Origin of the sequence: Hoeflea sp. TYP-13 (assembly GCF_040932035.1) — a bacterium.
Taxonomy (GTDB): domain Bacteria; phylum Pseudomonadota; class Alphaproteobacteria; order Rhizobiales; family Rhizobiaceae; genus Hoeflea_A.
This window is the reverse complement of the sequence record NZ_JBFRBB010000001.1, coordinates 1,908,269-1,922,048: the sequence shown is the minus strand read 5'-3', so window position 1 is coordinate 1,922,048 and position 13,780 is coordinate 1,908,269. Positions and strand designations below refer to the sequence as shown.

The 13,780-nt window shown below is 57.7% G+C and carries 12 protein-coding genes; 5 read left to right on the top strand and 7 right to left on the bottom strand.

All coding sequences use genetic code 11. The features are described from left to right. Positions 1-6 precede the first annotated feature (6 nt). Entirely contained in the window at positions 7-1,137 is a 1,131-nt protein-coding gene (locus ABVT35_RS09165; protein WP_368466015.1) for an efflux RND transporter periplasmic adaptor subunit, read from the bottom strand. Between the two features lie 71 nt (positions 1,138-1,208). Next, a complete protein-coding gene (locus ABVT35_RS09160) occupies positions 1,209-2,114 on the bottom strand; it encodes a LysR family transcriptional regulator (RefSeq protein WP_368466014.1) in 906 nt (301 codons plus the stop codon). Positions 2,115-2,213: 99 nt separating this feature from the next. Between ABVT35_RS09160 and glyA the strand changes: the two genes are divergently transcribed. Continuing rightward, entirely contained in the window at positions 2,214-3,542 is a 1,329-nt protein-coding gene (glyA, locus tag ABVT35_RS09155; RefSeq protein WP_368466013.1) for a serine hydroxymethyltransferase, read from the top strand. Between the two features lies 1 nt (position 3,543). On the opposite strand, the gene ABVT35_RS09150 is transcribed toward glyA, so the two are convergent. Next, positions 3,544-3,927: an SH3 domain-containing protein gene (locus ABVT35_RS09150; protein WP_368466012.1), complete on the bottom strand. Its 384-nt coding sequence runs from the start codon at positions 3,925-3,927 to the stop codon at positions 3,544-3,546. Between the two features lie 71 nt (positions 3,928-3,998). After that, positions 3,999-4,631, bottom strand: a complete 633-nt coding sequence (locus ABVT35_RS09145; RefSeq protein ID WP_368466011.1) for a LysE family translocator — start codon at positions 4,629-4,631, stop codon at positions 3,999-4,001. 479 nt (positions 4,632-5,110) lie between these two features. Between ABVT35_RS09145 and ABVT35_RS09140 the strand changes: the two genes are divergently transcribed. Next, entirely contained in the window at positions 5,111-5,770 is a 660-nt protein-coding gene (locus ABVT35_RS09140; RefSeq protein ID WP_368466010.1) for a class I SAM-dependent methyltransferase, read from the top strand. A gap of 37 nt (positions 5,771-5,807) precedes the next feature. Here ABVT35_RS09140 and ABVT35_RS09135 read toward each other — a convergent pair whose 3' ends face one another. Beyond that, positions 5,808-6,824 (bottom strand): M12 family metallopeptidase, encoded by a 1,017-nt coding sequence (locus ABVT35_RS09135; protein WP_368466008.1) that lies wholly within the window; start codon positions 6,822-6,824, stop codon positions 5,808-5,810. 32 nt (positions 6,825-6,856) lie between these two features. Further along, positions 6,857-8,626, bottom strand: a complete 1,770-nt coding sequence (locus tag ABVT35_RS09130; RefSeq protein ID WP_368466007.1) for a caspase family protein — start codon at positions 8,624-8,626, stop codon at positions 6,857-6,859. A gap of 227 nt (positions 8,627-8,853) precedes the next feature. On the opposite strand from ABVT35_RS09130, the gene ABVT35_RS09125 reads away from it, so the two are divergent. Then, positions 8,854-9,495, top strand: coding sequence for a LysE family translocator (locus ABVT35_RS09125; RefSeq protein ID WP_368466006.1), 642 nt, complete (start codon positions 8,854-8,856; stop codon positions 9,493-9,495). Positions 9,496-9,512: 17 nt separating this feature from the next. Here the strand turns inward: ABVT35_RS09125 and ABVT35_RS09120 are convergent, their stop codons facing one another. Beyond that, positions 9,513-10,475 carry an AraC family transcriptional regulator gene (locus ABVT35_RS09120; protein WP_368466004.1) on the bottom strand — a complete coding sequence of 321 codons (963 nt, stop codon included), beginning with the start codon at positions 10,473-10,475 and terminating at the stop codon, positions 9,513-9,515. A gap of 201 nt (positions 10,476-10,676) precedes the next feature. Between ABVT35_RS09120 and dctP the strand changes: the two genes are divergently transcribed. Both dctP and ABVT35_RS09110 read left to right on the top strand, forming a co-directional pair. Next, a complete protein-coding gene (dctP, locus tag ABVT35_RS09115; protein WP_368466003.1) occupies positions 10,677-11,708 on the top strand; it encodes a TRAP transporter substrate-binding protein DctP in 1,032 nt (343 codons plus the stop codon). Beyond that, positions 11,705-13,780, top strand: a complete 2,076-nt coding sequence (locus ABVT35_RS09110) for a TRAP transporter large permease subunit (RefSeq protein WP_368466002.1) — start codon at positions 11,705-11,707, stop codon at positions 13,778-13,780. The genes dctP and ABVT35_RS09110 overlap by 4 nt, the downstream gene beginning before the upstream one ends.

The following is a 13,780-nucleotide window of genomic DNA, read 5'->3' as shown; positions in this document are numbered from 1 at the left end:
TGTCGCTTAGGCTCCGTCGGTCTTTGTGGATGCGGCATCAGGTGTGCGGAAGGGCTGGTCCGGCCGAACCGAGTTGGTTCCCTCGCTGACCACGAGATCGCCAACTGCAATATCGCCGCTGACAAGGACGTGGCCGTTTCTGCGCGATATGATGGAAACATCCGTGCGTTCGGCCATATTGCCGTCGGCCTTGAAAACGTAAGAGCCCTCCCGGTCCCACTGTACGGCGAGCGACGGCACCGCCGGATAGTCTTTGCCGGTAAAGGAGAGCGTGACCTCAAATGACATGCCGGGCCGGATCAGATCGTCGTCATTCCGCACGGTTCCCTGAACAGTCATGGTCCGTGAGGCCGTGTCGATCCGGCTGTCCATACCGCTGACTTCGCCCGAAATAGAAAGGCCGGGGAGCGCAGGAGTTGAGAGGACCATTTTCTGGCCACGAGTGATCTGGTTGGCGAAACGCTCCGGCACACGAAATTCAACGATCAGGGTTTGCCGCTCGTCGAGACTGGTGACCGGAGTTTCTGTCGTCACATAATCGCCAGCGCTGATATCGATGAGGCCGGTCTCACCGGAAAAGGGCGCTTTAATTGCGCGCCGCGCCAACGCATCTTCGGCTTCCCTCAAATCCAGCTTTGCCCGGGAAAGTTCCAATACCGCGTTGCTGAGTTGGACGTCCGATACAGTCTCCCGGGCAGCGAGCGCTTCGTAACGCGTCACCTGTGCCTCCGCATCCTCGACCAGAAGATGGGCCCGTTCGACGGCAAAGCGCTGCACATAATCATCGAGCTGGACGACAACATCACCCTCTTCGACCCGCTGCCCTGCCGAAACGTTGATTTTTTCAACGCGTCCGGACACTTCAGGGTAGAGCGTTGTCTTTTCAAGCGCCTGTGCCGTGCCTACTGATTTGACGAAATCGTCGGTTGTCGCATTTTCAACTTCGGAAAGCACAACCAACGGTGCCGGTCGGCCGCGTGCTGCGCTCTGGCCATCTCCATTACCGGGCGTGCTGGCGCTGGCCGTTCCCCATGAAATCCACGGAATACTGTCAGAATCATAGGAATATAGTGCGAAGCCGACGGCAAATCCCGCCAGCAGAACCATCGATATTGCAGCCTGTTTCCAAAACGCCATTGCGCCCGTTCTCCATCGGTCTATCTGATCCCTAAACGGATGACAGGAGAAAACTGGTCGCTTGTGCCGGATTAAACTTTTGTAATGGTGGAACCGGTGTCCGTCAGGGCGGCAATGATCGCATTGATTGCGGCCGAATTAACCGCCGAACTTGCGCGCTGCAAAACAAGGCTGTGCTGTAGCGGAACGGCATGATCGAACAGCTGAACGAGCTTTCCGGCCTCTATCTTAGGCGCAACCAATGCTTCGTGACCGATCAGGATGCCCGCTCCGTTGACAGCTTCCTCCACCGCCAGCGCATAGAGTGAGAAAGTCGGCCCCTTAGTGTCCAGGACAACATCCGGCGCAGCGCGTGCCAACCACACGTTCCAATCCTCCGACCATGTCGCATCATGCAGAAACGTTGCGTTTGAGAGCTCCGCAACACTTGTGAAATGTTTTGCAACGGCAGGTGCGCAGACTGGGAAGATCGTGTCTCTTGCCAGTTCCGCACAGCCGTCTCCTACGTGGTCACGGTCCCGGTAGAACAGGCACAAGTCGAACGGTTCACGCCTCAAATTTGGCGGCTGCTCGGTCGCGGTCACCGAAATGATGGTTTGCGGAAGGCTGCGCCGAATTTCCGGAAGACGCGGCGACAACCACAACTGCGCAAGACTGGGCAACGCGGCGATGCGGACCTCATTCGGCAAGGCGGCGGCGCGCAGTGCCTGTACCGCTTCGCCGAGCCTGTCAAAGGCGTCGACAAAGTTCTGAGTGACCGCCTCCCCGGCGCTTGTCAAACGCACCCCTTGCGAGCGCCGCTCGAACAGATCGGCGCCGGCCCATTCTTCGAGCGCCTTGATGTGCTGCGCGACGGCACCCGGCGTAACGCAAAGCTCATCGGCTGCGGCGGTAAATCCCCCCAGCCTTGCCGCCGCTTCGAATGCGCGCAACGCGTTGAGCGGCGGGCCCTTCGGTCGCGGTGGAGATACAGCCATTGCACAGACTCAGTTTTTCTACGCCTATTTTCAGCAAAACTGGTTTGCGCGAGGAAATCAACTCTGTTTGATTTAAGAGAACAAGCAGGGGAGCGCGCAATGTCGGCGTTGAAATACAGAAACTGGGTTCCGGAAAACTGCGAGACCCTCGTTCAGCACTATGCCGAGCAGACGGCACATTCAGACGCCGGCGTCATTGCCGACCGCATCGGATCCCTTGTGGAGATGAACCGTGAGATCCATGAGCGTGACTGTTTCAACCTGAACCCGGCCACAAATGTGATGAACCCGCGCGCCGAGGCCGTTCTTTCAGCCGGGCTCGGATCGCGCCCATCCCTTGGATATCCCGGCGACAAATACGAGATGGGGCTCGAAGCCATCGAGGAAATCGAAGTCATCGCCGCCGAACTTTGCGCGGAAGTGTTCAAAGCGCAATTCGCGGAGATCCGTGTTGCGTCAGGCGCGATGTCCAATCTGTACGCATTCATGGCGACCTGCAAACCGGGTGACGCAATCATTGCGCCGCCGGCATCCATCGGAGGACATGTCACACATCACAACGCGGGCTGTGCCGGGCTCTACGGATTGCAGATTCACGAGGCACCGGTGAATGCAGACGGATATACGATTGACATTGAAGGCCTTGCGGCACTGGCCAGTCGTGTCAAACCGAAACTGATCACAATTGGCGGCAGCCTGAATCTCTTCCCTCATCCGGTAAAGAAAATTCGTGAAATAGCGGATGCATGCGGGTCCATGGTGCTGTTCGATGCGGCGCACCAATGCGGCATCATTGCCAGCGGCACGTGGCCAAATCCGCTGGAGGGCGGCGCGCATCTGATGACGATGAGCACCTATAAGAGCCTCGGTGGACCGGCCGGCGGACTGATCGTCACCAATGATGCAGGCCTTGCTGAAAAACTCGACGCCATCGCCTTTCCCGGCATGACTGCCAATTTCGATGCAGCAAAATCGGCCGCTCTGGCCCTGTCGATGCTCGACTGGCGCGACTTCGGCGAAGCCTACGGTGAGGCAATGATCTCTACGGCGCAGGCACTGGCAGCAGCGCTCGACAAACGCGGCGTTCCAGTATTTGCCAAGGAGCACGGATTTACGCAATCACACCAGTTTGCCATCGAGGCGGCATGCTACGGCGGCGGCCAAGCAGCCTCGAAAACGCTCCGCAAGGCCGGATTTCTCGCCTGCGGCATAGGGCTGCCGACTGCGCCTGTCCATGGCGATATGAACGGGCTGCGGTTTGGGACACCGGAACTGGTGCGATGGGGTGTCGGCCCGGAAGATGCCGATACGATTGCCGATCTTATCCAGCGTGCACTCACCGCCAATGCATCAGAACAGCTCGCCGATGAGGTCAGGCAGCTACGCGGCAATTTTGACCGGATTCATTTCATACACGAAGGTGGATGATCTAGCCGGCAATTATTTTGACATATTTGCCGAAAACCCATCCCTTCCGTCCGGGGCCGTCATAGGGCCTGTCGGCCGGAATGGGCGAGCACGAAATGTCCTGTGAACCATAGGCGACACCGAACCAGCCGTTGTTCTCGTCGAATATCCATACATGATCATCCGTGTGGATCTTGTCGAGCATTCGGTGACCTGTTCCCGGCCCTGCCCTGACGGCCAGGAAATTGTCGCCATTCGGATCAAGGCCGCGAACTGCTCCCAGACTGCAGACATCAAGGTCTTCGTCAGCCCACATCATGACCGGCACGTCCAGCTCAGCGGCAAGCGCTGGGGTCAACATAATGCCGCAGGTTACGAGCAGCGTTCCCAACAGTGATTTTTTCATGCGCCTGCCTCTCTCCAAGATCCGTCCGGTTAATATCACATGCCCCTTGCAATGCGTCCACAAGCTGCCGTCTAGGGTGTAACAGGATTGCGGGCATCGGCGAGTATCTTTCCGCCGATGCCGATGAAACAGACGCCGGCCATGCGCTCAATCCAATGACGAGCATTTTGAAACCGGCTGATGACCGGCCTCGACGACATGAACAGACTGACCGACGCATACCAGATGAGAGCGCTGGCGAAGACAAGTGCGATCATCGAAGCCATCAGCCAAAGCGGCGTCGCCTCGGTGACGGCGGTGGCGAAGACACTTGCAAACAGCACGATAGCCTTCGGATTTGTCAGCGTGACGAGAAAGCCAAATACGAAGGGATTGCCTCTGCGCCCCGCACCCCCTCCGGAAATCTCGATCCGTTGCGGTTTGGAAAAGAGCAGCTTGAATCCAAGCCAGGCAAGATAGCAGCCGCCCAACACCCTGATTGTCCAGGCGAGCCACTGATATTCGACAAGCACTGCCGACAGGCCCAACAGGCTGAGCGTTGCATAGAACCCCAGCCCGGTCGACACCCCAAGTGTCGTCAGCAGCCCGGCGGACGTTCCCTTCGTCATCGATGAACGCACCACTGCGATGAAATCCGGCCCCGGTAATACCAGAGCGGGGATGAAGATCGCGAACACACTGGCGAGGATCAGCAAAGAACCCATGTTTCACTCCTTGCGTGCATCATTCACCAGTTTTGGATAGTAGGTCAAACACCTCGGTTTCCTGGACATCACAACGGCAGACACCGCACTGTGCAAGCTGGTCATTTATTCAGAAAACAATAAAGAGGCATATTTTCCCAACTAAAAATCTCCATAAGTTTCCCACCAACTCAAAAATGTCGATATTTTATACCTCACACTGAATAGGCTCATTAATATTTGAGTTGACAAATATAAACAATATTCATGCAATTGAAAATTGAACCTATTTCTCACTCAATACATGTATTATCTTGTTATTACTGGCTTTCAATCCAATCGAAATCGGCGAGTGAGCTGGCAAGATATGACCCTTGACACGAACCATGTGGCAGCGGCTGCCGGTCATTAGATTGCGCAACACTCGTGATACAATACAATCGATAAAATGGCGGCGGATAGTCACAATCAACGCGCCGCCAAGACATGTGGTGAGCCCTATGAGTAAAAAGCACCGTTCCGAACATAAAATCGTCGACGACGCACTGAACCTCGATGGCCAGCCGGAGCACGTGCAGCAATTTTATGATGACTGGGCCGAAAATTACGAAAAGGACGTCGACGATATCGCCTATGCGGGACCGAGCATCATCTCCGGTCTGGTCGACAAACACGCCGTGCATTTCGGCCAGCAGGACCGCGCAAACCTCAGAGTGCTTGATGCAGGCTGCGGAACCGGACTTGCCGGCAAGGAACTCCACGGCAACGGCTTCAGGGAAATACACGGTTTCGACCTTTCCCCTGAAATGGCAGCACGGGCGGCAAGCAGCGGCTTTTATCAAAGCGCCGCCGGCGGCATAGATCTGATGAAGGCCGAGGATCATTTTGAAGGTGAGTCTTTTGACATCATCGTTTCAGTCGGCGTTTTCACGCTTGGTCATGTGCCGCCCGAAGCACTTGAAGTGCTGGCCCGTCTTGTACGCCCCGGCGGGCTCCTCGTCCTGTCGACGCGTATCGAATATTACGACGAAACCAACTACCGTCAGGTGGCAGCCGGCCTGATTGAGCGTGGCCAGATGCGGCTTGTCGATCAGTTGGAGCATGCCAATTACACCAGCGACGGCAGCGGCCATTTCTGGGTCTATCAGATAAGCCGCTGACCGCAGGTTGGACCATTCATCCGGCAGTCACGCGTGACTAATATGCCGAAACCATGATCCTGTAATCGCCGGTACGGTGTTCGCTGTAGTGGCGAATGGCTGCGTAATAGATGCCCGGCTGCAATTGCGCTGCGATGCGTGAATTGTGCCCACGTCCGCCGTCGTCATTTTCCGCAACCTTCCTTGTCTTGCTGTCCGGGCCGAACAGAACCATAACCACGTCGGTCGAACCGGTCGTCTCGACAATGTGCATTCCGGCGTCCTTGACCTCGAAGCTGAAGAGATCCTCTTCACCGGACTGCGAAATTTCGGCTTCCGTCCCACGCATGATATCAAGCGCCACCGCTTCCGGGGCCGCACCGCCCCTGCCCGGATACATCACTTCACTGGCAATGAATGCCTTGTCCTGTTCGGACAGGTCATGATTTTCGCTTGTCGCGCCCATATTTGTCGTCCAGCTATCAGGAAACGCGTAAAGCATGACCGACGCCGGATCGAACTCCGTACCGTGAACCTGGTCGGCCCGGTATTTGTTCAACACGTTATGCCGGATCGTTGCTTCATCCCAGAAATTGGGGGCGCCGGACAGGTCTTCGATCACCTTGGCCTCGTTCCAGACAATGCCGCCATCGGGGTTCTGGTGCTCATGGCTGAGCCCTGCCATATGACCGAACTCGTGCAGTATCACGCCCTGATCGAGCCAGCCGAGATTGAGCGTCGCCGCATGGAGAGGAATATCCGAATTATCAGTTCCCACATAGGACCATGCACCGTCGTTCTCGTCAAAACTGACGCGGATTTCGGCGCGCGGATCATCGGTGAATTCAAAGGTGAGATTGGCGTATTCGGTCCATTTCGGCGCAATGGAGGTGACCATATCGTGCTGGTCCTGCGTGCCGCCGATAAACCGGATCCGCAGCGTGCTGCCATTTGCCCACTGTTTTCCGATCAGGCTTATCGCGCGCTCCCGGCCGCCATACATGCGGGTGCGCTGAGGTTTGATCAGATCCCTCGGCAATATTCTGTCGTAACACATTTGCTGTGCAGCTTTCATGGCTGTGCACTCCTCTTTAGGGTTCTCCTCTCCTAATCAAAAAGCGGTTTGCCATATCGCGGTCCCGGCGCGACGAAGTTCGGCACCTGATTGTCGGCGATCTGTTTGATGCGATGGGTGGTGAGTTGCTCGAGACGCACAAGGTCCGCGGTGGGATACCGCCGGTCGCGAAGGATCTGTGCCAGCGAGTAGGAAAAGGCGCCGTAGGACGTCACGCCATGCCGGTATTCGTAGGCAAGCTGATCCTCCTGGCAGGCCTGGAGGATAACCGGCAGATAGGGCCCCATGTGCCCGAGTTCCTCACGCCGTGCGTTGTATGTCCGGTTGTCCAGGGTCAAAAGGTCCGTGGAACGCATCAGGCGCCGCTGCCCGCCGGCGCCGAGATAGCCGATCTTCCGAACGGCCTTGTTGCCGGCCAGGTCTGCATTTGCATCCGGCGGGCGGCGGCTTGTCCAGACGCCGTTTTTCGCGTCCCATTTCATCGTCCGGTGGCGGATGTCGTCAGGTGGCGACAGGCCGCGCGGCCTGCCGCCGCTTGAGCGGGTCATCCCGCCGGAGTGGCAACAGTCCAATATCACCGTGAACCGCGCATCATAGGGAAGCTGGCTGTAAAGCTCGTGAAACCGGTCATCGGTTATGGCGCGCTCGCGCGTCCAGTCGAAATCATACGGCACCAGGCATTCATCGACCCGATCGACGGTCTCATCGGGTCCGTAGTCGGGCAGTTGGCTGCCATGTCCTGAAAAGCACAGCATACGTTGCTGACCGGGTCCCGCTCCCTCAAGCAACCATTCGAGCCGCCGCCAGATTTCCACTGCCGTCGCGCGGTGATCGAGCAGCAACCGGATGTTCTCCGCTTCATAGCCGTTTTCCTGCAACAATGCACTCATCAGGAACGCATCGTTGACACAGCCCTCCAGCCGCATCTCAGGCGCCTCATAGGCATCAATGCCGATAATCAGCGCCCGCCTGTCGTGGCTGCCGCCGCGGCGCACTTCGCGGCGGATGTTGCGTGCCTTCGTCCTGTCCCGCTTGCCTGAAAGGACGTCGGACCATACGGAATGGCTGGTGCTTTCGTGCGACAGGTATTGCACCGCGTCGTGATCGGCCATGCCGGGAATGTCGAAAGTGGTTGTAACTTCCTCGAACCGGGTATCGGTAATCGGAACACGCGTCGTCAGAACATCGTCGTGAATGTTGAACAGGTGATACCAGTAGGCATCCGCAAACGGCTCGATGCGCCCTGCAAATTGCGCCCGCACAAACGGGTTGCCGATCTGCGAGCCAAAGGAGACAAACACCCGGTCGCGGATCAGGTCCCTGTGCGCCGGATTCTGGAACGCGTCATAGGCAACCAGACTGCCGAGGGAATGGGCAAATATGATGTCGGGCTGAAGTACCTTGATGTGCTCATCCAGGGAGGTGCGCAGACGCTCGCGCAGCGGCTCGTTTTCCGCCCATTGCACAACCATGCCGGCTGTCCAGCGCACCTTGTCGGGCAGGCCGCGCGCCGCCCGCGCGCCGGGTCCCGGCAGCGACCGGCCTTTGGGCTTCAATAGATCGCCGATACCGTGAACAAGGCCGCTTGCGCCCAGCTTTGCCAGTGCCTCAAGCGTACCCTGCGGTGAGATATTGAATTCCTGAAAAATGTGGTCGTAAAGAAAATACGCGACTTCCAGTTCGGTGGACTTGCCGGTCCGTCGGACCGCGACATCAAGCGCGGCCTCCCAGTTATCCTGCCACGCACCGCCATTGGGGTGATGACCAACGCCGTGAATACAAAGTACTTTTACCGCAGACATGCGCTCGCCCCATAGTACTTTTTAGTAATACCGACTAAACCAGCAATTGTAGTTTACATTTCGCTGACAAACATGTCCACGAGAAGCTTGTTGTTCTTGAACCGAATTAACTGATTGTTGCTTTTCGTGATCGCGGCACCATAAAGCCGGGCAATTCCGATGGCCGCGCATTGACCGCCTCCGCCAATTGCGTTTCTTTGAGCGCGCGGGCCTGAAAGGATATTTACATGGATGTCGTCACCTCTATTGCCGCAATCGCATTGGCTATCTCCATCGGCGCTGCAAGCCCCGGCCCCAGTTTCTTCGTCGTCGCGCGGACCTCGGTTGCGTCGGGACGGTCAGGTGGGCTGGCAGCGGCGATTGGCATGGGGTGCGCCAGTGCGCTCTTTGCGGCGCTCGCACTGTTCGGCCTGCATATGGTGCTTCTGCACTTCCACTGGCTCTATGTCGCTCTCAAGATCGGTGGCGGGTTTTATTTGATCTGGATGGCATATGGTATCTGGCGCGGTTCGAAAGAGCCGGCCGCGACAGGGGCTGCGTTGGAGCCGGGAGCCCACGGTCATCTTTTACGGCGTGGTTTCCTGCGCGGCTTTACGACCCAGCTGGCAAATCCGAAAACAGCCGTTGTCTACGCGGCCGTCTTTGCCGCGCTGCTTCCGGCGCATCCGCCGCTGTGGACCGGCGCGGTTTTGATCCCGGTTCTCTTCATGATTGAGGCCGGCTGGTATTCGATCGTTGCGACGGTGTTTTCCATGAGTAAACCGCGCACGGCCTATCTCGGCTTTAAACAGTGGATTGACCGGGGTGCGGCGACCGTCATCGGAGCGCTGGGTGCAAGCCTCATTATCGATGCAATAAGCGAGAATTGAAGATTCTGTCCAGGGCTCTAGCGGCTGCTGGGAGCGCTCCGGTATTGTGAGGGCGAAACGCCGTACGCATTTGAAAAACTGCGGGAAAAACCGGAAATCGAGCGAAAACCACAATAATAGGCCACATCGGTAATCCCGATCGGCTGACGGGCGGGGTCCCGCAGCATGGTTTTTGCCATTTCCAGGCGCACGTCCTGAACCTGCTGCATGATGGTTTTTCCTGTGTGCCGGTACAGCCTGTGCAGATAGCTCCTTGATATGCCGCACTCGGTGGCAATGATGGCCGGTGAAAGATCTTCGCGCCAGTAATTGTCACGGACAACGGCCATGACGCGCGCACGGTGCGCGGCTTCTGCGGCGATGGCCGGCGCAGCAGTGCCGTTCGCCTTCAGAAGAAAGGCGATGGCATCAAAAATCTTGTCCTTCAGGAACCCGGTTTCTTCCTCGGACGATCCGGTTCCCGCGCTCAAAATACCTTCCGCCAGCTGCCGCACAAACAGGGTGATCGTCGGATTGTGCCCGGACGCGAACTCGCGGATCTGGATACGCGCACCGATTCTTGCCTCCAGTTCTTTCGCGGGGATCTGGATATTGTTGGTCAGATAGTAATCGGGGATGGTCAGCCGGCAGGCGGCATCATTATTCAACAGATAAACCGAACCGGGCCGAAGCACAGCGCGCGTGCTGCCGATCTGACATTCGGCGCTGCCTTCCGCAGGAAACGCGAAGGAGTAAAATGGTGTTTCCACCGACCGGGCCTGACTTTGGGTCCTGCTGAACGTCTGGCTGCCGAACTCGATCCTGTTGAATTTCAGATTTCCCAATCTGCGGCTGGCGATGCCGCCAAGAAATTCCGACGATTGCCGTGGGGTGATACTGACTGCGCCCCAGACGCGCTCGAAGAGACTGTGCCAGTAGTCCAACCGATCGCGCGGTGAGACGTCAGCCGTGTTTCCGGATGTTGTTAATGCTGTGCTCATTCAGTCCTGGTTGAATTTACGCCGCCGGACTGACCGGCTCAAACCCCTGTTATGCAACGACCATGGCACATAGTTCACCCTGGGGCAAATCCCGGTGGACTGTGCGGTAAACGTCTTCCATTGCCTGCGTGCTAGCCCATCAAATCAGAAATCCAGCCCCATGCCTGGCCGGATTCAGTCAACAGCATTGGGAGGTGCAACATGACCACGCTCACACGGCAATTGCAATCAATCAGCCTGTGCACAATAGGTGCGGCCCTGGGCATAAGCCTTGGTGTTTCCGGGACTGCTTTCGCAGCCGACCACAACTGGACGCTCGCCTATCTGCCGGTCAAGGGCACGATATATTACGACATTGCCGTCGCCATTCCCGACCGGATCAAGGAAGCGACTGACGGGCGGCTGGAGATCACAGCCAACGGCTCTCTCGTCAAGGGCAACCGCCTGCTTGAGGGCGTTCGCGACGGGCTTGTCGAGATGTCGGTCCCATTGACCGGTTATTACACCGGAACCCAGCCGCTTTTTACGGTGAGCGCGCTTCCCGGCATCTCCGAGAGCCTTTCCGATTTTCAAAAACTCTATTCGTCGCCCTATGGCGACATGCTGAGGGAGCTGTACGCGGACACCTATAACAGCAAGGAACTGATGTCGGGTGCGTTCTGTCCGCAGACGCTCTTTTCCACAAAGCCCATCCAGTCGAAGCAGGAATGGGAAGGCAAGCGCCTGCGGGTCAACAACCGGGGCACCGGGCTGGTCGGCGACAAGCTTGGCGCGCTGACCGTTTCCTTAAGTGCCGGCGAGGTCCTGCCTGCGCTCGAGCGCGGTGTCATCGACGGTGTCATGACCGATACGTGCTGGGCGCACGGAGCCGGATTCTACACGGTGGTCGAACACGCATCTGACTGGCGGCTTGGCAGCGTTGTGGGCTTTCCGGTCCTCGTCAACAGGGATGCCTGGTCTGAACTCCCGGAAGATCTGCGGGTGGTTGTTGAAGCCGAATTCAGGGAGATCGAGGCCGATTTCTTCCGGCGCTGGGAAGAGCTTGTCGCACAAATGCCGTCGCGCTGGGAAGCCGAGGGCGTTGAATATCACCGCGTCAGCGATGAAGAGATGACCAAGGTCTATGATCCCGAAATCCTGAAGCCCGTCTTCGAGAACTGGTACGCTGACGCGCGCAATGCAGGACTTGACCCCGAGCATATTGAGCAGGTTGCGCGGGATGCTGTAAAATGAACGGTCTCGACACCGTCAATGATGACATTATGGAGGATCCCGCCATCGCGGGGTCTTTCAACGTCGGCGCCACTCGCTGGGCGAGTTTGCTCGCCGCCGCGTCAAAATCCATGGCCATCCTGACCGTTGCCGTTCTGCTCGCCAGCATAAACCTGGAAGTCATTTCCCGGTACATATTCAACAGCCCGACCATCTGGGTAACCGAATTTTCAGCCTATTTCGTGATCGCAATCACTTTCCTCGGCGCGGCCTACAGCCAACTCTCCGGACGCAATATTCGCGTCACTTTCGTTCGCGACAGGATGCCTTCCCCAATTGCCGTAGCGATGGACACATCCGCCCATTGGTGCAGCCTGTTTGTCTGCTTGATTCTGCTTTGGCGCACATCCGCATTTGTCGGTGAAAACTACACCGACCTGACGCGAAGCTGGGGGCTGCTTCGAACGCCGTTGTGGATTCCACAGACGACCGTCGTACTGGGTTATGGATGCCTTCTCCTTGCAATTTTTGCCTGTGTCCTGGCCGCGAACGGATCAAAGCGCAGGCACCCGGCCCTCGTCCTCTTGCCTGCAGCTGCTCTCTTTATCTGGTCCGGCCTTCTAACCCTTCAAGGAACGACCGACCTGGCTTTAGGTATTGATGCACAGGTGACACTGTCAGCCACCTTGACCCTGGTTCTGGTTTCGGCCTTTGTTTTGTCGGGAACCCGAAACGCCCTCAGCCTGTTATTGCTCATTCTGCCGCTTCTTCTCGGATATGCGCTTTTGGCCGATGCACCGCTTGCGCACCGGTCAATCGGCATGCTGGCTGCTCTTTTGTATCTGCTTATTTTCGGTGTCCCGGTCACGTTCACGCTCGGAATGCTGGCGCTGCTCGCAATCGGTATCTGGCTTCCTCCCGTCACCATCGTTGCGCTCGGCGAACGTAGCTGGGAGGCTGTCAACACATTCGAACTTGCCGCAATTCCGATGTTCATCATGATGGGCTCCCTGCTCGTCAGCAGCGGCGCTTCGCGGGACATGTACGAAGCAACGCGCACGCTCTTTGGCCGGATGCGGGGCGGGCTTGCACACGCATCGGTCGGCGCGTCCGGAATCTTTGCGGCGGTATCGGGTTCAAGCCTTGCCACCGCCGCGGCCATGGGCAAAGTCGCCGGATCCGAAATGACGCAAAGGGGATACCGTCCCGAGCTTGCCTTTGGCGTCCTGGCGGCCGGCGGTACGCTCGGCATTCTCATTCCACCCAGCATCGCGATGATCGTTTATGGCCCGCTTGCTGGGGTGCCTGTCACCGATCTTTTTCTGGCCGGCATCGTGCCCGGGCTCCTGCTCATGGCCGCCTTTTCGCTTGTCGTTGCCGTCTGGGTCGCGATCGATCCCGCCGCTGCACCGCCCGGTCAGGCGTTTTCAGCCACACAAAAGCTGCAGGCTCTTCTTGGCGTCGGCCCCTTCCTTCTTCTGATCCTTCTTGTTCTCGGCTCCATCTATCTGGGAGTCGCGACACCAACCGAGGCCGGCGGCGTCGGTGTCCTTGGCGCGGCGGCAATTTCGGCAATGCGCCGGACGCTTTCCTGGCGCGGTGTGCTGGGATCGATCGAAGAGGCTGCGGTTGTGACAAGCTTCCTCCTGCTCATCGCGGTCGGTGCTGCCCAGATGGGTTTCGTCGTGGACTATCTCAACATGCCGCAATCGCTGGTTGGATATATCAACAATGCGGATCTGTCCGACACCGGCATCTTCCTGGCCCTCGTTGCGATCTATGTTCTTCTCGGCATGTTTGTTGAGCCGATCAGCATGATGCTCATCACCCTGCCGGTCGTTTTGCCGATCGCAAGCGCTGCCGGATGGGATCTTCTGTGGTTCGGAATAGTGCTCGTCATGCTGATCGAAATCGGGCTGATAACGCCGCCGGTCGGCATGATCCTGTTTGTCCTGTCGGGCGTATCGGACAAGGCCGTTGATTTGAGCCGGATTGCCCTGGGCGCCCTGCCTTTTGTGGCCGCATTCCTGGCGATGATCGCACTGTTCTTTCTGTTTCCCGAAATCGTGACCTTCCTGCCGAAAGGAATTTGA